The sequence below is a fragment of the Planktophila turicensis (SeqCode) genome (assembly GCF_965234405.1).
Classification (GTDB): Bacteria; Actinomycetota; Actinomycetes; order Nanopelagicales; family Nanopelagicaceae; genus Planktophila; species Planktophila turicensis.
This window is the reverse complement of record NZ_OZ248346.1, coordinates 1,046,652-1,066,574: the sequence shown is the minus strand read 5'-3', so window position 1 is coordinate 1,066,574 and position 19,923 is coordinate 1,046,652. Positions and strand designations below refer to the sequence as shown.

At 48.9% G+C, this 19,923-nt stretch carries 19 protein-coding genes; 11 read left to right on the top strand and 8 right to left on the bottom strand.

The genetic code is table 11. From position 1 onward, the window contains the following. Window positions 1-75 precede the first annotated feature (75 nt). From AC8GFK_RS05470 to deoC, 7 genes are read left to right on the top strand one after another with little or no spacing between them, the layout of a single operon-like run. Window positions 76-1,575 (top strand): ABC transporter ATP-binding protein, encoded by a 1,500-nt coding sequence (locus tag AC8GFK_RS05470; protein ID WP_506624973.1) that lies wholly within the window; start codon window positions 76-78, stop codon window positions 1,573-1,575. After that, the gene (locus AC8GFK_RS05465) at window positions 1,572-2,723 is read left to right on the top strand and encodes an ABC transporter permease (protein WP_095673872.1); all 1,152 of its coding nucleotides are present in this window, start codon (window positions 1,572-1,574) and stop codon (window positions 2,721-2,723) included. Before AC8GFK_RS05470 ends, AC8GFK_RS05465 begins: the two co-directional genes overlap by 4 nt. After that, window positions 2,723-4,000: an ABC transporter permease gene (locus AC8GFK_RS05460; RefSeq protein ID WP_506624972.1), complete on the top strand. Its 1,278-nt coding sequence runs from the start codon at window positions 2,723-2,725 to the stop codon at window positions 3,998-4,000. The genes AC8GFK_RS05465 and AC8GFK_RS05460 overlap by 1 nt, the downstream gene beginning before the upstream one ends. Continuing rightward, window positions 4,000-4,398: a cytidine deaminase gene (locus AC8GFK_RS05455; protein WP_506624971.1), complete on the top strand. Its 399-nt coding sequence runs from the start codon at window positions 4,000-4,002 to the stop codon at window positions 4,396-4,398. Before AC8GFK_RS05460 ends, AC8GFK_RS05455 begins: the two co-directional genes overlap by 1 nt. Then, complete coding sequence (locus AC8GFK_RS05450; RefSeq protein WP_506624970.1) at window positions 4,395-5,684, top strand: thymidine phosphorylase; 1,290 nt, start codon at window positions 4,395-4,397, stop codon at window positions 5,682-5,684. The genes AC8GFK_RS05455 and AC8GFK_RS05450 overlap by 4 nt, the downstream gene beginning before the upstream one ends. Next, entirely contained in the window at window positions 5,681-6,775 is a 1,095-nt protein-coding gene (locus AC8GFK_RS05445) for an adenosine deaminase (RefSeq protein ID WP_506624969.1), read from the top strand. The genes AC8GFK_RS05450 and AC8GFK_RS05445 overlap by 4 nt, the downstream gene beginning before the upstream one ends. Window positions 6,776-6,778: 3 nt before the next feature. Beyond that, complete coding sequence (gene deoC, locus AC8GFK_RS05440; RefSeq protein WP_506624968.1) at window positions 6,779-7,465, top strand: deoxyribose-phosphate aldolase; 687 nt, start codon at window positions 6,779-6,781, stop codon at window positions 7,463-7,465. On the opposite strand, the gene AC8GFK_RS05435 is transcribed toward deoC, so the two are convergent. From AC8GFK_RS05435 to AC8GFK_RS05410, 6 genes are read right to left on the bottom strand one after another with little or no spacing between them, the layout of a single operon-like run. Beyond that, window positions 7,462-9,081 carry a phospho-sugar mutase gene (locus AC8GFK_RS05435; RefSeq protein ID WP_506624967.1) on the bottom strand — a complete coding sequence of 540 codons (1,620 nt, stop codon included), beginning with the start codon at window positions 9,079-9,081 and terminating at the stop codon, window positions 7,462-7,464. The genes deoC and AC8GFK_RS05435 overlap by 4 nt on opposite strands. 18 nt (window positions 9,082-9,099) lie before the next feature. Further along, window positions 9,100-9,930, bottom strand: coding sequence for a purine-nucleoside phosphorylase (locus AC8GFK_RS05430; protein WP_095673865.1), 831 nt, complete (start codon window positions 9,928-9,930; stop codon window positions 9,100-9,102). Then, entirely contained in the window at window positions 9,927-11,645 is a 1,719-nt protein-coding gene (locus AC8GFK_RS05425; protein ID WP_506624966.1) for an acetyl/propionyl/methylcrotonyl-CoA carboxylase subunit alpha, read from the bottom strand. The genes AC8GFK_RS05430 and AC8GFK_RS05425 overlap by 4 nt, the downstream gene beginning before the upstream one ends. Continuing rightward, the gene (locus AC8GFK_RS05420) at window positions 11,642-12,244 is read right to left on the bottom strand and encodes a Maf family protein (protein ID WP_506624965.1); all 603 of its coding nucleotides are present in this window, start codon (window positions 12,242-12,244) and stop codon (window positions 11,642-11,644) included. The genes AC8GFK_RS05425 and AC8GFK_RS05420 overlap by 4 nt, the downstream gene beginning before the upstream one ends. Then, complete coding sequence (locus AC8GFK_RS05415; RefSeq protein WP_095673862.1) at window positions 12,245-12,427, bottom strand: acyl-CoA carboxylase subunit epsilon; 183 nt, start codon at window positions 12,425-12,427, stop codon at window positions 12,245-12,247. A 2-nt stretch (window positions 12,428-12,429) separates the two neighbouring features. Further along, on the bottom strand, window positions 12,430-14,007 hold the full coding sequence (locus AC8GFK_RS05410; RefSeq protein WP_506624964.1) for an acyl-CoA carboxylase subunit beta: 1,578 nt from the start codon (window positions 14,005-14,007) through the stop codon (window positions 12,430-12,432). A 12-nt stretch (window positions 14,008-14,019) separates the two neighbouring features. Between AC8GFK_RS05410 and AC8GFK_RS05405 the strand changes: the two genes are divergently transcribed. Genes AC8GFK_RS05405 through purE form a run of 3 tightly spaced genes read left to right on the top strand, consistent with a single transcriptional unit; the run spans window position 14,020 to window position 16,412 of the window. Continuing rightward, window positions 14,020-14,787 carry a biotin--[acetyl-CoA-carboxylase] ligase gene (locus tag AC8GFK_RS05405; RefSeq protein ID WP_506624963.1) on the top strand — a complete coding sequence of 256 codons (768 nt, stop codon included), beginning with the start codon at window positions 14,020-14,022 and terminating at the stop codon, window positions 14,785-14,787. Window positions 14,788-14,791: 4 nt separating this feature from the next. Then, complete coding sequence (locus AC8GFK_RS05400; RefSeq protein WP_506624962.1) at window positions 14,792-15,904, top strand: 5-(carboxyamino)imidazole ribonucleotide synthase; 1,113 nt, start codon at window positions 14,792-14,794, stop codon at window positions 15,902-15,904. Continuing rightward, window positions 15,897-16,412 (top strand): 5-(carboxyamino)imidazole ribonucleotide mutase, encoded by a 516-nt coding sequence (purE, locus tag AC8GFK_RS05395; RefSeq protein WP_506624961.1) that lies wholly within the window; start codon window positions 15,897-15,899, stop codon window positions 16,410-16,412. Before AC8GFK_RS05400 ends, purE begins: the two co-directional genes overlap by 8 nt. Here purE and AC8GFK_RS05390 read toward each other — a convergent pair. Next, complete coding sequence (locus AC8GFK_RS05390; protein ID WP_506624960.1) at window positions 16,409-17,719, bottom strand: UDP-glucose dehydrogenase family protein; 1,311 nt, start codon at window positions 17,717-17,719, stop codon at window positions 16,409-16,411. The genes purE and AC8GFK_RS05390 overlap by 4 nt on opposite strands. 47 nt (window positions 17,720-17,766) lie before the next feature. Then, window positions 17,767-18,879, bottom strand: coding sequence for an LCP family protein (locus tag AC8GFK_RS05385; protein WP_506624959.1), 1,113 nt, complete (start codon window positions 18,877-18,879; stop codon window positions 17,767-17,769). Between the two features lie 36 nt (window positions 18,880-18,915). Here AC8GFK_RS05385 and AC8GFK_RS05380 point away from each other — a divergent pair, with 36 nt between their 5' ends. Then, window positions 18,916-19,914: a glycosyltransferase family 2 protein gene (locus AC8GFK_RS05380; RefSeq protein ID WP_506624958.1), complete on the top strand. Its 999-nt coding sequence runs from the start codon at window positions 18,916-18,918 to the stop codon at window positions 19,912-19,914. Window positions 19,915-19,923: the final 9 nt, after the last annotated feature.

Sequence of the window (19,923 nt, the reverse complement as noted above, 5' to 3'; positions counted from 1 at the left end):
TAGCACTTCGGTGCTAGCCCATCTTTCTTTTCTTTTAACTTTCTAAAGTGCAATAAAACTAGTAGATTTATGCACATGTCACTGGAATTGCGCGGAATAACAAAGCGCTTTGGTGCCCTCGTTGCAAATGAATCCATCGACCTTGCTGTAGCTGATGGCGAGATCCATGCAATTCTCGGCGAGAACGGTGCCGGAAAATCAACGCTGATGAATATCGTTTACGGACTTCTCTCACCTGATGAAGGAACTATCAGTGTTGACGGAAAAATTGTTGATATCCAATCACCACTTGATGCACTTGCTGCAGGTATCGGAATGGTTCATCAGCACTTCATGCTGATTCCAGTCTTTACCGTTGCAGAAAATATTGTCTTGGGCCATGAGAAGACCAAAGGCCCAGGACTTCTTGATCTCGCGACAGCTCGTGAAGAAATTCTTCGAGTATCGGCTGAATTTAACTTCGATATCGATCCTGATGCTCTTGTAGAAGACCTGCCGGTCGGACTTCAACAGCGCGTAGAAATCATTCGTGCGCTCATTTACGATGCAAAGGTACTTATCCTCGACGAACCAACTGCAGTGCTTACTCCTCAGGAAACAGATGAACTTCTGCGCAATATGAAGAAGCTTAAAGAAGGCGGTACATCAATCGTCTTTATCACCCATAAATTACGTGAAGTAAAAGAGGCCGCGGACAAGATTACGATTATTCGTCGTGGCAAGGTTGTAGGAACTGCATCCCCTTCAGCCTCTCAAGAAGAGTTGGCCTCTCTCATGGTGGGGCGCCCAGTCTCACTCGATGTTGATAAGAAAGCACCTGAACTCGGCAAGGTGATGCTCGATGTGAAGAACCTCAATATCTCCGATCACACGGGTCGCAATCTTGTAAAGAATGTCTCCTTCGAACTACGTACCGGCGAAGTTCTTGCAGTTGCAGGCGTGCAAGGCAATGGCCAATCAGAACTTGCAGAAGCAATTGTTGGTCTGCAAGAACATGTTCACGGAACAATTTCTCTCGATGGAGTAGATATCACCAAATCTTCTGTGCGCGAGGCGCTTCATTCTGGAATTGCTTTTGTACCTGAATCTCGCGAAGAAGACGGACTTATTGCCTCGTTTAGCATCGAAGAGAATTTAATTCTCGATCTCCATGATCTGCCACCGTATGCAAAAGGGCCAGTTATCTCGCCAAGCGTTGTTTCTCAGGAAGCGCAGAAGCGCGTTGCTGAATTCGATATCCGCGCTCAATCTGCAAAAGATCCTGCATCTTCATTATCAGGTGGAAATAAGCAGAAGGTAGTACTTGCGCGCGAGTTATCTCGTCCCGTCAAACTTGTCGTTGCTTCACAACCTACTCGCGGCCTCGATGTAGGTTCCATTGAGTTTGTACATGAGCGCATCATCGCTGAGCGCGATTCTGGTCGCGCCGTACTTCTTTTCAGTACTGAACTCGATGAAGTTTCAGCACTAGCTGATCGAATTGCTGTGATGTATCGCGGTGAATTTATCGCCATTGTTCCAGCAACAACTTCACGTGAAGATCTAGGTCTATTAATGGCAGGTGTAAAACCATGAATCTAAAGAAGTTAATTCTTCCTGCGCTCTCATTTGCCATGGCACTCTTTGTCAGCGGCTTGTTGGTTGCATTCTCAGATTCCAACGTCCTAGCCCTTAAGGGTCAACCGCTTGAAATGATTTCAAAGGCATTCGCAACAGCTGGCGCTGCATACTGGGCGCTCTTTCGCGGTTCAATCTTTGATCCACAACTTGCGCAAGATAGTTTCATTCAAGGTTTCTACCCATTTTCTGAAACGCTTGTAGCTGCTTCTCCTCTTATTCTTACTGGACTCTCTGTAGCTCTGGCATTTCGTGCCGGGCTATTTAATATCGGTGCGCAAGGTCAATTCATAGCCGGTGCAATCGGTGCTAGCTGGGTTGGTTTCACATTCGATCTTCCAGTTGGAATTCACGTAGTTGCAGCAATCGCTGCAGCAATGCTCTTCTCTGGTCTCTATGGCGGCTTTGTGGGGCTTCTTAAGGCACGCACTGGAGCGCATGAAGTAATCGTGACAATCATGCTCAACTACGTTGCAGGTTATTTCTTGCTCTGGTTGCTCAGCACTACAGCTTTCTTACGTCCTGGCCGTCAGGATCCACTTGCTCCTGAAGTCGGCCCCAACGCACGTTTGCCACTTCTCTTCGGTTCAGATCTGCGCGCAAACTTTGGATTTATCGTCGCACTTATTGCAGCAGCGGCTATCTGGTGGCTTCTCAATCGAAGCACTTGGGGCTTCCGATTCCGAGCAGTCGGTGCAAATGCAGCGGCATCTCGCACTGCAGGAATTTCAGTTGCTCGCGTAACAACATCTGTGATGTTTATCGCGGGAGCACTTGCTGGACTCGGTGGCGCTGTTCAGATTCTTGGTTCAGAACCTGCAATGACTGCTGGCGTTGGCGGAAGCTTTGGCTTCGATGCCATCACGGTTGCTCTCCTTGGTCGCGCAACACCAATCGGAACAGTCTTTGCTGCATTGCTCTTTGGAGCGCTCCGCGCTGGTGGCCTCACCATGCAGGCAAGCACTGAAACTCCACTTGATCTCGTTCTTGTGATTCAAGCACTTGTCGTTCTCTTCATTGCAGCGCCAGCGCTCATTAAATCTCTCTTCCGCTTGAAGAACGTTGACGCTGGCGAAACAGTCGCTTCGAAAGGATGGAACGGCTAATGAGCACTACAGAAGTACGAGCTCTCTCTGCTCCAGAACGTCGCCGCAAGCGTGGAATTATCACCATGGGATCACTCGGTGCCTTTGCACTGATTCTCTTCGGCCTTCTTCCTAAGACCAGCGCTCCTGTGACATTTAACTTTGTTTTAGGCAATGAGTGGGTACTTACTCGCGAACGCATCGTCGATTCAAAGTCAGGCGCTCTTGTATTTGCAGTAATTGCACTCCTTGCAGTACTTCTCTCTGTTCTTCAATTTAGAGCGCGTAAAACCATTCGCTTTGCAAGCGGTCTCTTCGGGGCATCATTCCTGATGTCATTCCTATGTTGGGCAGCGGCCGGCAAGTTCATTCCATTTACCGGACTACTTCAAGGCGCACTCTTCCTTTCTGTACCTCTCATCTTCGGTGCGATGGCCGGCGTCCTCTCTGAGCGTTCTGGTGTTATCAATATTGCAATTGAAGGACAACTGCTTGCAGGTGCTTTCATGTCAGGCGTTATCGCATCACTGACTCAGAACAAGATCGCAGGGCTATTAGTTGCACCATTTGCAGGCGCTGCTATCGCTTGGCTTCTGGCTGTCTTTGCTATCAAGTATGGAATCGATCAAGTGGTTCTTGGTTTCGTACTCAACGTTCTTGTCATTGGGCTCACCGGCTTCCTCTATAAGAAGCTTCTGATTCCATACCAGTCAACATGGAACTCTGGCGGAACTTTTGCACCTATCGAGATTCCGATCCTTGCCAAGATTCCGGTCATAGGACCAATCTTCTTTAGTCAGAACATCATTGTGTATCTGATGTATGCGGCTGTCATTCTTATTCATATTGCACTCTTTAAATCTAAGTGGGGTCTACGTACCCGCGCTGTGGGCGAGCACCCAACGGCTGCTGAATCTGTCGGAATCGACGTCAATAAGATTCGATTCCGCAATGTTCTTATTGCAGGTGCAGTTGCTGGGCTTGGTGGAGCATTCTTTACATTGGGCGCAGTTGGTTCATTTAGCAAGGAGATGACTGCGGGCAAGGGCTTCATCGCACTTGCTGCCCTTATCTTCGGTCGCTGGAGCCCACTAGGTGCTGTAGCTGCTGCTCTCATCTTTGGTTTTGCAGATAACTTGCAGGGACTTCTCACAATTACCGGAACGCCAATTCCATCAGAATTTATGTTGATGGCTCCATATATTGCAACCATCATCGCTGTATCGGGCTTCGTAGGAAAAGTACGAGCGCCCGCCGCCGATGGCATCGCTTATAAACGCGGAGGCGGTTCGCACTAATGGAGATCAATTGGGATTTGCTTCGTAGTGAAGCGCTAGGTGCAATGAAGAAGGCGTATGCGCCATATTCAAAGTTCCCTGTTGGCGTTGCAGCGCTCGTTGATGATGGTCGCATCATCACAGGGTGCAACGTTGAAAACGCTAGCTACGGACTTACGCTCTGCGCCGAATGCGGTTTAGTTTCCAATCTCATTGCCACAGGAGGCGGGCGTTTAATCGCCTTTGCTTGCGTAGATATTGCCGGAAATCCCTTGATGCCATGCGGACGTTGTCGCCAGCTGCTACAAGAGCACGGTGGATCAAAGCTTCAGATGGATACCAATGAGGGTGTTAAAACTCTTGGCGACCTTCTTCCATGGGCATTCGGTCCTGAAGAGATGAACGAACGCCTTTCATGATTGAACCATTTGCAGCTGTAGAGATCATTGCAGCAAAGCGTGATCGCAATGAGTTAACAGATCCGCAAATTGATTGGATTATTGACGCCTATACACGTGGCGTCGTTGCTGACGAACAGATGTCAGCGCTTCTCATGGCAATTCTTCTTAATGGAATGAATTCTCGAGAAATTTCTCGCTGGACCAACGCCATGATCAATAGCGGCGAACGCATGGATTGGTCGAAGCTCGATCGTAAAACAGCAGATAAGCACTCAACGGGCGGCGTTGGCGACAAGATCACTCTTCCACTTGCTCCACTTGTTGCAGCATGCGGGGGAGCAGTTCCTCAACTTTCAGGTCGCGGGCTTGGACATACTGGTGGAACTTTAGACAAACTTGAATCCATCCCTGGTTGGCGCGCATCGCTCACTAACGATGAGATGCTCAAAGTGTTGCAAGACACTGGTGCAGTTATTTGTGCAGCGGGAGCAGGGCTAGCGCCTGCAGATAAGAAGCTCTACGCGCTTCGCGATGTCACTGCAACTGTAGAAGCGATTCCACTGATTGCATCTTCAATCATGAGCAAGAAGATTGCCGAGGGAACTTCAGCGCTTGTTCTTGATGTGAAGACAGGTTCTGGTGCATTTATGTCAGATCCGGCAAAGGCATCAGAACTTGCTCGCACTATGGTGCAACTTGGTAAAGATGCAGGCGTCAAGACTCGTGCTCTCGTTACCGCCATGGATGTTCCGCTCGGACTTACTGCAGGTAATGCTCTAGAAGTGCGTGAATCTGTTGAAGTCCTTGCAGGTGGCGGACCTTCTGATGTTGTTGAGTTAACCATTCTTCTTGCTCGCGAAATGATTGATGCAGCCGGCATTGTTGGAAAAGATCCAGCAGATGCGCTTAAAGATGGCAGCGCAATGGACCATTGGCGCCGCATGATTAGCGCTCAAGGTGGAGATCCCGATGCTGTGCTTCCTGTTGCTCGCGAACAGCATGTAGTGAAAGCAGCAAATAGCGGAATCATCACAACTATGGATGCGATGAAGGTCGGCGTCAGCGCATGGCGTTTAGGTGCAGGTCGCTCAAAGCAGGGCGAAAAGGTTCAAGCAGGCGCCGGTATCGAACTCCACGCAAAGCCAGGCGATTACATCACTGCAGGGTCACCATTGATGACATTGCATACAGATGAAGCCCCACGATTTGAACGCGCTCTCGAAATTCTTGAAGGCGCTGTCACAATAGTTGAAGGTGGAACGGTCAATCGTCTACCTCTAGTGTTAGAGAGAATTGAAGGATGAGCGACTTAACAAAGAAGCCAACAGCGGATCAAGTAAAGCGACTTCCAAAGGCGCTTCTGCATGATCACCTTGACGGTGGACTTCGCCCGCAAACAATTATCGATATCGCCAAAGAGATTGGCCACGAACTTCCAACGTATGACGCAGCTGAACTCGCTGAATGGTTCCGTAGTTCATGTGATTCAGGTTCACTCGTTCTCTATCTTGAAACATTTGCGCACACAGTTGCAGTCATGCAGCGTAAAGAAGATGTAGTACGTGTAGCGCGTGAATGTGCAGTAGATCTTGCTCGTGATGGCGTGGTCTATGCCGAAGTACGTATGGCGCCAGAACTCATCACTGAAAAAGGTTTGTCGCTCTCTCAGGCGATTGAAGCAATCCTCGAAGGTTTCCGTGCAGGTGAAGCGGAAGCAAAGGCAGAGGGCAACACAATTCGCGTGATGTCACTTCTCTGTGGAATGCGCCAGAACAACCTTTCGCAAGAAGTTGCAGAGCTTGCAGTGAAGTATCGCGACCAAGGTGTAGTCGGTTTTGATATCGCAGGCCCTGAAGATGGTTTCCCACCAAGCGATCAGCTCGATACCTTTGAATATCTACGCCGCGAAAATGCTCATTTCACCATCCATGCTGGTGAGGCTTATGGCCTGCCTTCAATCTGGGAAGCAATTCAACTCTGCGGAGCAGAACGCTTGGGACATGGCGTTCGCATCACTGACGATATCGATTTCAACCACACACCACCGCGTTTAGGACGCCTTGCTTCCTATGTACGCGATCGCCGCGTTCCACTTGAAATGTGCCCATCATCAAATATTCAGACAGGTGTAGCAGATTCATTTGCCCATCACCCTCTTGCTCGCCTGGCCAAGCTTCGTTTCCGCGTCACCATCAATACCGATAACCGTTTGATGTCTGCAACATCGATGTCGCGCGAGATGACCGAGATGGTCAACCAATGCGATTGGACCTTCCAAGATCTTCAGCGCGTAACGATTAATGCTCTTAAGAGCGCCTTCATCCCATTTGAAGAGCGTCTTGCAATCATTGAAAGCGTTGTAAAACCTGCCTATGCAAAGATTTCAGAGGAGTAAGTAATGGCACATCCTAGGTACACCCTTCGCCAAGTCGCTAAGACAATTGATCACGCGCTCTTGCGTCCAGATATGTCACGCGATGAAGTAAAGGCGGGGTGCGAGGTCGCAATCAAGTACGACGTTGCCTCTGTCTGCTGTAAGCCAGCCGATGTTGCTTTCTGCGCTGACATTTTGCGCGGTAGCGATGTCCATGTTGGAACTGTCGTTGGATTTCCACACGGCAATTCAGCAACCGCTACCAAGGTATTTGAAACCAAGCAGGTAGTTGCCGATGGAGCCACTGAAATCGATGTCGTAATCAATATTGGTTGGATGAAGTCAGGGATGTATGACGAAGTCCGCGAAGAGATTGCTGCGGTCGTTGCTGCGGCAAGCGGCAACCAGGTAAAGGTAATTCTCGAGAATGCATACCTGACCAAGGAAGAGATCGTTAAGGCCTGCCAGCTCTGCGAAGCTGCCGGTGCTGACTATGTGAAGACATCTACAGGTTTTGCTCCCACAGGTGCGATCCTTGAAGATGTAGAACTGATGCGCGCTTCAGTTTCTTCTAAGGTTGAAGTAAAGAGTGCGGGCGGCGTGAAGTCACTGGATATGTTGCTTTCTTTTATGGATGCCGGCGTAAAGCGCAGTGGAGCAAGCGGAACAGCTGCAATGCTTGATGAATTTGTTGAGCGCTTCGGCGCTTAACCTGCCAAGAACTTCTTTAAAGGTTCGCGCAGTTCACTCAGGAGCACCTCTGAATCGCCTGAAGTCTTAGTAATCACTTCGATATAACACTTCATCTTCGCTTCCGTCCCTGATGGGCGAACGATGATGCGAATGCCGCCAGCGAGCCAGATACGCAATCCATCTGTGGGTGGCAAACCATCCTTCGGTGCGGCTAGGTCATCGATTGATTCCACTGCACGCCCTGCAATTTCTTTAGGCGGAGTTTGGCGAAGATCTGCCAGCAATCGAGTAATGGCAGACATATCTGAGACTCGAATGGAGATCTGCTCAGTGCCGTGGAAACCATGGCGTTCCCACACTTGATTGAGTAAGTCGCTAATTGTTAAGCCATCTCGCTTCAGGTCCATAGCAACTTGCGCTAAGAAGATTGCCGCGGAGATTCCATCTTTATCATTGACGGTATCTGAATCAACGGCGTATCCAATCGCTTCTTCATATCCGAATGCCAAATCTTCAATCTTGGCCAACCATTTAAAGCCAGTGAGAACTTCCTGGAAATCGATTCCATAATGGCCGCTGATTTTGCGAAGAGCAGATGAGGAAACGATTGAGTTTCCAAATGTTCCAGAAGGTTTTGAGCGAGCAATCCATTCACCCAGCACAACGCCAAGCTCATCTCCACGCAGCATGCGCCAGCCAACTGCAGGGTCGTTAATGGCTGCTGCACATCGATCAGCATCAGGGTCATTGGCAATCACTAGTTCGGCGTTGAAGTCGCGAGCCTTTTTGAGAGCAAGGTCAATGGCGCCAGGTTCTTCGGGGTTAGGAAATGCAACGGTAGGAAAATCAGGATCTGGCGTGCACTGTTCGTCGACAGTTATCAGTGATGAGAAGCCGGCCTTATTAAAGACAAGTTGCGCTGTCTCAGTACCAACTCCGTGCATCGCGGTATAAACAACTTTGAGATCGCCAGGACGTGGAGCAAGTGCGCTGGTGCGCTTTACATATTCATTTAATACTTCTTCATCCAAGATAGTCCACTTGCTGTCGCGGGGGAGTGACTTCAGCGATGTCACCGCATCTATATCAGCTGCAATAAAGCCATCTGTCGGATTGATGATCTGTGATGATGCGTACTTAACTCCATCAGCTTCAGGTCCTACATAAACCTTGTAACCATTATCTTGCGGTGGATTATGGCTTGCAGTCACCATGATTCCGATATCGCAAGCAAGATAAGAAGTTGCAAAGGCAAGAACTGGAGTTGGTAGCGGGCGCGGAAGTATGTACACATCCATTCCTGCACCGCTCATGATTTCAGCAGTTTCAAATGTGTAATCTTCAGAGCCGTAACGAGCATCTCGACCAATAACAACCTTGGTCATTCCGCGCTTTTGCATATAAGAAGCGATACCCGCTGCTGCGCGTCCGACAACAGCGCGATTCATACATGAAGGACCAGGTCCTATCGGCCCACGTAGGCCAGCAGTTCCAAATTGGAGAAAGCCATTGAAGTATTTCTTAAGTGTTACTTCATCGCCTGCATCGAGCAGGGTTTGTAGCTCGGCTGCGGTCTTTGGATCTGGGTCGTCAGCAATCCAAGCTTCAACTTCGGCGCGCAGAGTGCTGTTCATGGCTTAAGGCTAATCTCGTTAGACGAGTTTAGGAATAGTGTTCTTGAGCAAAGTGCCCATGCGATCAGCAGCAGCCTTGCCGGCAGCAATGACTTCTTCATGGTTTAACTTTTCTCCTGTAACGCCTGCAGCAGCATTAGTAACAAGTGAGATACCGAGAACTTCTGCGCCAAGAGCATGCGCGGCAATTGCTTCAGGAACTGTTGACATGCCAACGAGATCAGCACCCATGGTGCGCATCATCAGAATTTCAGCTGGAGTTTCATAGGTTGGCCCGCGCCAGTGGACGTAAACGCCTTCGGCAAGAGATGAATCTTCCTTCTTCACTATCTCGCGGATGCGCTTGCTATAAAGATCAGTCAGATCGATAAATGTTGCACCCGATAGAGGTGACGCTGCCGTAAGTGAGATGTGATCACGAATAATGACGGGCTGACCAACCTTGTATGAAGTATTGATGCCACCGCATGCATTGGTGAGGATGACGACCTTGCAGCCTGCCTTCACTGCTGTACGGACTCCGTGCACTACAGGTTCCATACCCTTGCCTTCATAAAGGTGGGTGCGACCTAGGAAGACGAGTGCGCGAATGGTTTTGCCATTTTCGACGATTTCGTAAGAGCGAACTTTTCCTGAGTGGCCTTCGACTGCTGGCGCAAAGAAGCCGGTGATCTCATGTGCATCGCATTCATAGGCAGGTGCGCCGAGCGCATCAGCGGCTGTTACCCATCCTGAACCCATAACAAGTGCAACATCGTGAGATGCGACGCCTGTACGTTCTGCGATTTCTGCAGCTGCCTTAGTAGCGGCAGCTAATGGATCTGAGTAGAGAAGTTCAGTTGAGGTCATGCCTCAATAATGTCACAGAGAACTGTTCCGCTGGCCACGGTCTCACCGATTACAGCTTTTAGGTTCTTAATCACACCTGATTTATGAGCATTGAGTGGTTGCTCCATCTTCATCGCTTCAAGAACGATGATGAGATCTCCTGCTTCAACGCTCTGTCCTTCTTCGACAGCAATCTTTACAACAGTTCCTTGCATCGGGCTGGCAAGGCCAGTTCCTGATGAGCCACCACCTGATGATTGCTTTGCGCGGTGGCGCTTTACAACTGGTTCTGGTGCATGAACGAGAATTTCAAAGCGCTTTCCATTGACTTCAGCGACAAGCTTTTCAGCAGCGACGCGAGTCTGAATCTCAGCGGTCGCAGATTCAAAGGCAGGTATTTCGTTCTTAAATTCATTTTCAATATAACTTGTATAGACCTTGAACACATCTGTGTAAGCAGGATCTTCCAGGATGGCGCGGTGGAAGGGGAGTGCAGTAGCGAGTCCACCTACTTCAAATTCAGCGAGAGCGCGACGTGCGCGTTGGATAGCTTGTTCGCGAGTTGCACCGGTAACGATTAACTTTGCAAGAAGTGAGTCGAAGTTTCCGCCGATCACATCACCATTACGGAAACCTGCATCTACGCGGACTCCAGGTCCAGTTGGAATATTCCACGAAGTAATGCGACCTGGTGCAGGCAGGAATGAACGTCCAGGATCTTCACCGTTGATACGGAATTCAATTGAGTGGCCACGCACAACAGGATCATCAAAACCGAGGCTTTCACCCATTGCGATGCGGAATTGTTCGCGCACAAGGTCAATGCCTGTTACCTCTTCAGAGACAGGGTGCTCTACTTGAAGACGGGTATTTACTTCAAGGAAAGAAATTGTTCCGTCTAGGCCGACAAGAAATTCACATGTGCCGGCGCCAACATAGCCAGCTTCCTTCATGATTGCCTTACTTGAGCGATAAAGCTCTTCGTTCTGGGCATCAGTTAAGAATGGTGCAGGCGCCTCTTCGACAAGCTTCTGATGGCGACGCTGTAGCGAACAATCACGTGTTGAAACAACAACTGCATGGCCGTGCTTGTCGACCAAGACCTGAGTCTCTACGTGGCGTGGCTTATCGAGATAACGTTCGACGAAACATTCACCGCGCCCAAAACCTGCAATCGCTTCACGGACAGCTGATGCATAAAGTTCCGGAATCTCTTCCATGGTGCGCGCAACTTTAAGGCCGCGACCTCCACCCCCGAATGCAGCCTTGATTGCAACAGGCAATCCATGTTCTTTCGCAAAAGCGAGAACTTCTTCATGCCCTGTAACTGGGTCTTTAGTTCCTGCAACAAGAGGCGCGCCTGCAGCCGATGCAATACGACGAGCTGAAACTTTATCGCCGAGCGCACTAATCGCGGCTGGTGGGGGACCGATCCAGATGAGCCCGGCATCAACTACTGCTTGAGCAAAGTCTGCGTTCTCAGAAAGGAATCCATAACCAGGGTGAACTGCATCCGCGCCAGATTCTTTAGCGAGTGCGATGATCTTTGGAATGTTGAGATAGGTATCTTTAGCGACAGTCCCATTAAGTGAGTAAGAAAAATCTGCGCTCTTTGCGTGAAGTGCATCGCGATCTTCTTCTGAATACATCGCAACAGATTCGAGGCCATGGTCTTTACAGGCGCGAATAACGCGAAGAGCAATCTCTCCTCGGTTAGCAATCAGAACGCGCTTCATGACATCTCCTTCACTTGAGGCCAAGAATATCCAAGTTGCTTCATTGCGTTACGAAGAAATGGCATCGAAATTCCCACAACATTGGTGTAATCGCCCTCGATTACTGGAATAAAAGGGCTTCCAAAGCCATCGAGAGTGAAACCGCCAGCTACGTGAAGTGGCTCTTCAGATGCTACGTAATCTGCAATCTCTTCATCGGTCATATCTGTAAAGGTGACTTTCGTGGTGACGCGATCTGCAATCTCAATTCCACGCTCAGTATCGATAATGCAATGTCCGGTATGAAGTAAACCCGTACGGCCACTAATTTTCTTTGCGCGTTCAACGGCGACTTCTGGGGTACCTGGTTTACCGAATGAGACCCCATCCACATCAAATGTTGAATCGCAGCCGATGATGATTGCTGGGTAATCAATCATTTCGCGAACTGTGTGTGCCTTTGAAATCGCCAGAGCAATCACCATATCTTCGGGAGTCATTGCGTTGAAGAAATCAGTCTCTTCATCCACATTGCTTACGATTATTGTTGGCTTGAGACCAGCATCGGTCAGTAAGCGACGACGAGAAGTTGATTGCGATGCTAAGACGATACGTGGCATTTACTGATGCTTTCGAGCGCCGAAGGTAATTTGGTGCGGAAGCGGTTGGCGCAGTTGTGGCAGCGCAAAGACGCTTCGCTTAATTACTGGCTTGATATCAACGGCTTTGTGGTTGGCCAAAACAGCTTGAAGTGCAACGAGCTCTTCAGGAGTTGGATGGCCTGCTGTAACAGAGAATTTCATCGTTATAGAGGAATATTTCCGTGCTTACGTGCCGGCAAAGTATCGCGCTTTGTCTTTAGCGTGCGGAATGCCTTTGTGATGTATTGGCGTGAATCTTCAGGTTCAATCACGCTATCGATTGTTCCGCGCTCTGCAGCGAGATAAGGATTTGAGAACTTTTCGGTGTACTCAGTAATCAATTCTGCGCGCTTCGCATCCTGATCTTTAGCCTCAGCTAAATCCTTGCGATAGAGAATATTGACTGCACCTTGTGCGCCCATCACTGCAATTTCAGCGCTAGGCCAAGCGAAGTTGATATCGCTACCAAGGTACTTAGAGCCCATCACGATAAATGCTCCACCGTAAGCCTTACGGGTAATAAGGGTGACTAGTGGGACAGATGCTTCAGCATATGCGTAAAGAAGCTTTGCACCACGTCGAATAATGCCGTTCCACTCTTGTTCTGTACCGGGCATAAATCCTGGAACGTCAACGAGTGTCAGGATTGGAATATTAAATGCATCGCAGAAGCGTAGGAATCGCGCTGCTTTTTCAGATGAGTTGATATCGAGCGTGCCAGCAAGCTGTGAAGGTTGGTTGGCAATAATTCCAACTGATTGGCCTTCGATGCGCGCAAATCCCACAACGATATTCGGTGCATAGAGAGCATGAACTTCGAGGAACTCGCCTTCATCAACAAGAGCTTGAATCAAGTTCTTCATATCGTATGGCTGGTTAGGGCTATCTGGAATCAAAGTGTTGAGCGCTGTATCTGATGCGCTCTTATCGAGAGTCTCTGTTGGAGGAAGGACAGGTGAACCATCCATATTGTTAGATGGAAGGTATGACAGAAGTGCTTTCACGTAATCAATCGCATCTGCCTCTGAATCTGCCATGTAATGAGCATTTCCAGATTTGGTGTTATGTGTAAATGCACCACCAAGTTCTTCCATACCTACGTCTTCACCAGTAACAGTTTTGATTACATCTGGACCAGTAATAAACATATTAGAAGTCTCCTTCACCATGACGGTGAAGTCGGTTAACGCTGGTGAATATGCTGAGCCGCCGGCACATGGCCCGAGGATCAAAGAAATCTGGGGAATCACACCTGATGAACGGGTGTTGAGGCGGAAGATTCGGCCGTAACCATTGAGTGAAGCCACACCTTCTTGAATACGCGCTCCACCTGAGTCATTAATTCCAATCAGTGGAATTCCTGACTTCAGAGCAAACTCGGCAATCTTTACAATTTTTTCTGCATGCACTTCGCCAAGGGATCCGCCGAAAACAGTGAAGTCCTGTGAGTAAAGCGCGATTGGTCGTCCATCTACTGTTGCAGTTCCAATTACAACTCCATCGCCATAAGGGCGGTTCTTCTCCATGCCAAAGTTCTGGGCGCGGTGACGAGCAAACTCATCAATTTCAGTAAAAGAATCTGCATCAACGAGCATTTCAATGCGTTCACGAGCGGTGCCCTTGCCCTTGGCATGCTGCCTCTCTTCTGCGCGTGCAGAACCAGCGTGGACAGCTTCATCAATTCTTTCGCGGAGGTCTTCGATTTTTCCCGCAGTAGTGTGCAGATCTGGGCTCATGAACATAAGGTACTAGTCGTGAGCACCGTTGCGCCAAGACCACCGCTAGATAGTTCGGTCATCTCAGAAAAAATCTCGCAGTACTGGCGAGTAAGCGTGGTTGAAGTCACGGGATCGACGCAAGATGACTTAACGCAATTAGTTGCAGATAAAAAAGCAAAAAGCGGTGAAGTCATCACTACGGAATATCAAAGTGCTGGACGAGGTCGACTCGATAGAAAATTTGATGCACCTGCATCTTCTGCTCTGATGTTTTCATTTTTTGTTGAACCAATTCGAGATAAATCTGATTGGTCATTTCTTCCTCTTCTTACTGGGCTATCTGCAATCTTTTCGCTCACCACATTGGATCCCGAGTTTTCACCTGCTCTTAAATGGCCCAATGACATTCTTATAGGAGATGGAAAAGTTGGAGGAATCATCGCGCAAGCAAGTGGTGAGGGAGTTGTTATCGGTGTTGGCATCAACGTTGGAATGTCTCAAGAGGAACTTCCTGTTGTCACTGCTACTTCACTAGCCCTCCACAACTTCTCAACACTGGACCGCAATCTCATTCTCTCGACATTCCTAGCAACCTTTGAAGAGCTCTTCGAAAGATGGCAGAACGGTGAAGATCTACGCCATCTGTATAAAGAGAGGTCTGCAACGATCGGCCACGACATACGAATTGAACATCCAGATGGCAGCCATAAGAATGGAAAAGCTGTAGATGTGACGCCTGCAGGCGAACTCATTCTCGAAGACGGTTCTCGAGTAACAGTCGGAGACATCGTTCATCTACGATAGGGCTGTGAATGAACGATTCCCTCGCGTAGGCGTTATAGGCGCAGGGCAATTAGCGCGCATGATGGTTGCGCCAGCAACAGCCCTCGGAATCGATCTCCTTCTCTTCGCACAAAGCCCTGATGATTCAGGTGCTCAAATCACACATCACATCGTTGGCGATTACGCAGACCTCGAAGCGCTCAAAGTATTTGCATCGAACTGCGATGTCATCACATTTGAACATGAGCTCGTTCCGCTCTCGGTTATTAAGGGGCTGGAAGCCACAGGTGTAAAGGTTTATCCGCCATCATCTGCATTTATCTATTCTCAAGATAAAGCTGAGATGCGCAAGAAACTGAGCGCCTTCCCTGCACCGAGGTGGAAGATTGCAACATCAACAGCCGAGATCGAGCGATATCCATTGATTGCAAAAGCAATCTCGGGTGGCTACGACGGTCGTGGTGTGTGGAAGATTAATTCGCAAGATGAGCTTGCTGAAGTTTTCAAGACCACTCCACAGCTCTTGATTGAAGAACTTATCTCCTTCGACACTGAAATTGCCGTGATGGTGGCTCGTTCACCACATGGACAAGCAACTTCGTGGACACCAACTGAAACTGTGCAAGAAGATGGAATCTGTACTTTAACGATTTCACCTGCTCAAAATATTTCCTCTGATCTTGCTGAAAAAGCACAGAAGCTCGCACTCGATATTGCACAAGAAGTTGGCGTGGTCGGTGTTATGGCAGTTGAAATGTTTGTGAAGGGAGATCAGCTCTTCATCAACGAGTTAGCGATGCGCCCACATAATTCGGGGCACTGGACAATTGACGGAGCGGTCACAAGTCAGTTCGAACAACACTTGCGCGCAATTCTCGATCTTCCACTTGGAGATCCTTCAATGACTGCCGATATCGCCGTGATGGGAAATATCTTGGGCGGCGATAAGACAGATATGTATCGCCCATATCTTCACCTGATGGCGCGCAATCCAGAGCTTAAGTTCCATCAATATAAGAAGGAAGTCCGCGTGGGGCGCAAGATTGGCCATGTCACCGCGGTTGGCTCTGACCTTCTACAATTAACCACAGATGTTCAGCATGCACGTGACTATATGAGTGGAGCTATCGATGAGTGATCGTAAAGATGTAGCAATCATCATGGGCTCAGATTCTGATTGGCCTGTCATGGAAGAAGCTGCGAAAGCACTTGATTCATTTGGAATTAGCTACAGCGCAGATGTTGTGTCAGCACACCGTATGCCTGAAGAGATGGTCGACTTTGCAAAGACAGCTGCATCAAAGGGTTACAAGGTAATCATTGCTGGTGCAGGGGGAGCGGCGCACCTTCCGGGAATGGTTGCATCCCTTACAACACTGCCGGTTATTGGCGTTCCAGTCTCGCTCAAGAACCTTGATGGAATGGATTCATTGCTATCTATCGTTCAGATGCCAGGGGGAGTTCCTGTTGCAACTGTTGGTATTGATAACGCTAAGAATGCAGGAATCCTTGCTGCGCGCATTATTGGATCAGCGGACGCAACAGTTGCTAAGAAGGTTGAAGCTCAGCTATCTGAACTAGCTGATGAAGCAAAAGCAAAGGGCGCCCAATTGAGCGCCCGTCGCAATGCAAAGACTGGTTTTTAGTCAGTACGTCCTAGAGCATGAACGCGCCATCCAGCTGCGCGCCACATATTGCGATCTAACATATTGCGACCGTCAATAAGGAACTTTGACTTCACGAGCTGACCAATCACTGATGGATCGAGTTCGCGATATTCCTTCCACTCAGTTAAGTGCAAGATCGCATCTGCACCCTTCACTGCATCGACGACCTTCTCTTGGTAATCAAGATTTGGGAATCGCTTACGTGCAGGTTCAATGCCCTTAGGGTCGTGAACAACAACTTGTGCACCAGCAGCTTGAAGTTGAGCCGCAATATCTAGCGCTGGGGAGTCGCGCACGTCGTCGCTGTCGGGCTTAAATGTTGCACCGAGAACAGCGATTTTGTACTGAGTGAGATCTTCTGAAAGGTCTGCGCGCACAACATCAATAACGCGTTGACGAGCACGAAGGTTGATTGCATCAATCTCGCGAAGGAATTCAAGAGCTTGGTCTGCGCCAAGTTCTTGTGCGCGTGCCATAAATGCGCGAATATCTTTTGGAAGACAGCCTCCGCCGAATCCAATACCCGCCTGCAGGAAGCGGCTTCCGATTCGTGGGTCGTAACCGATTGCCTTGGCAAGGACGGTTACATCTCCACCCGCTGCTTCGCATACTTCAGCCATTGCGTTGATAAATGAAATCTTTGTTGCAAGGAATGAGTTTGCTGCAACCTTTACTAGCTCTGCAGTTGGTAGATCTGCGCGAATCCATGGAGTTCCAAGATCAATAACAGGCTTGTAGACCTCTTTAAGGATTTCTTCTGCGCGATCATTTGCAACGCCAACCACAAGACGGTTTGGAGTCAAAGTATCTTCGACTGCGAAACCTTCGCGGAGGAACTCAGGGTTCCAAGCGAGGTCTGCCTGTGGAGCGGATGTGGCAAGCTGATCGCGAAGTAACTGAGCAGTTCCTACTGGAACCGTCGACTTTCCGACAACGAGTGAACCTTCTTTGAGGTGTGGAGCGATTGCTGCAACTGATGACTTTACAAATGTCAGATCTGCAGCAAGTCCATCTTTGCTCTGAGGTGTACCGACGCAGATGAAGTGAACATCTGCGTCAGCAACTGCTGAGAAGTCAGTTGTAAATGAGAGACGGCCGGTCTTCATCTCAGCAGCAAGGAGAGTGTCGAGACCAGGTTCGTAGAAGGGGAGTTCGCCTTTAGAGAGGAGATCAACTTTGCCCTGGTCGGTATCGATACCGACTACTTCAAAACCGAGTGAGGACATACATGCTGCGTGGGTAGCGCCTAGGTAGCCGCAACCAATTACTGAAAGCTTCAGAGTCATACGCGAGAGTCTATTGCAGGCTCAATTAAAAACTGGAAAATTCAGGGCTATTTTGCGGGCGCGCAAGGATTATCTGCAGCTGTTTTCGTCTTAAATTTGTCGATTGTCACAGCTTTAGCAGTCGCCTTTGCAGATGCTTTCGCAGTTGGCTTCACAGTCTCAAGCAAGGCTTCATCGTTGCGAATCTTGGTCCAGAGATCTGTTGCCAATACATCATCCCAAATCACAACAGAGCCAACGGTTGGGTGGCGGCCATTTGGATCTGAAAGTGGAACAGTCAGTGTGCGAATATTTCCAGAAGAGAGATTTCGCATCTGCTTAGCGAGAGTAAGAAGGTCATTCTTATTCACACCAGAATCCATCTTCACAGTTGAAATAGTTGCGTTGTAGAACTTTGTTAACTTGATTGGATTCAGAAGCACTCCGCTACTCGTAGCTTTGCGCAGAACAGCGCTCACGAATTGCTGTTGGCGTTCCATGCGACCGATATCTCCACGACCATCAAAGTCACGGGTACGCACATATTTGAGCGCTTCAATTCCATCAAGCACGTGTGTGCCTGCGCTCATCACCAAGTGGCTCTTTGGATCATTGATCGCAACCTTGGAACAAACTTGAATTCCACCGAGCGCATCGACCACGCCAGTAAAGCCAGCGAAGCTGACTTCGACGTAATGATCAATCTTTAAATTTGTCTTCTCTTCAAGAGTTTGGATAAGAAGCGGTGCCCCACCAAATGCAAATGAAGCGTTGATCTTTCCGGGACGCGCGGGAATATCCTTGGTCCCATCTTGGCTTCTATGCGCAGGAATCGTCACCAACGTATCTCGCGGAATTGAGACGATGTACGCCGCATCGCGAGACTTTGAAATATGGACGAGCAACATTGTGTCTGAGCGACCACCAGCTGCTACTGCAGTGCTTCCAACGCGGAGCGCTTTAATCTGTTCTTTCGTTAGACCTTCACGAGTGTCAGAACCAACAACAAGATAGTTCAGGGCCGAGGAAGTCTTTTCAGGGCGATCTTTAATAGAGCCAAAGACATCTATTCGAGAAATTTGTCCGCTTACCTGACCTAATCCGAGCCACGATAGCGATGCAACAAGGACAACACCCAGAGAGAGTGATGTAATTATCCGAATTGCACGAGAAGATTTCACATCCGTAGGGTACTTGGACGATAGCGTGGAGGGGTTATGGCGACACCAACTCACGAGTTAATTGGCTCACCGCATCCATCTATCAGCGTCATACTTCCAATTCTCAATGAAGAAGCACACCTCAAAGGTGCTATCGACTCAATCCTTTCTCAGGATTATCAAGGAAAGACAGAAGTAATTCTCGCAGTCGGCCCTTCGCATGATCGCACCCTTGAAATTGCGCAGCAAATATCTCAGCAAAATTCCCGTGTAGTAATCGTTGAAAATCCAACAGGGCGAACAGCAGCTGGATTAAATCTTGCACTAAAGAAATCACAGAGCCCCGTCATTGTTCGCGTTGATGGGCATGCGCAGATTCCTAGTAATTACCTTTCACTTGTCGTTGAAATTCTCAACAAGACCGGTGCGGTAAATGTGGGCGGCGTAATGGCAGCCGTTGGTACAACCGCTTTTGAAAATGCCGTTGCAGGTGCAATGCGCAGTCCACTCGGAGTTGGTGCATCACGTTTCCACACCGGGGGAGAAGCCGGTGTAGTCGACACTGTGTACCTAGGTGCTTTCAGACGAGAAGCCCTCCTTGCAATTGGTGGCTTCGATGAACGCTTTACTCGTGCCCAAGATTGGGAACTTAATTTCCGCCTACGCGAAAATGGCGGAGTTGTTTACTTCGATCCAAGACTCCATGTCACATATCGTCCGCGATCGACTGTAAAAGCTCTTGCGAAACAATATTTTGAATATGGTCGCTGGCGCCGAGTAGTTTCAAGAAAACATAGCGGAACAATTAATTATCGCTACCTCGCTCCACCGTTTGCTCTTGTCGGTTTCACCGTTTCGCTATTGGCTGGATTTATCGCACCAATACTCTTCACCCCAGCCGCGATTTACACACTCTTTGTTCTACTTGCTTCAATCAAAATCGCATCAAACATCCGTGAATATTTCTTGCTCTTGGCTGTTATTCCGACCATGCACTTCGCGTGGGGCGCCGGTTTTGTCTCCTCACCAAAGACTCTCGTCCCCGTATCTGAATAAGGTGAGCCT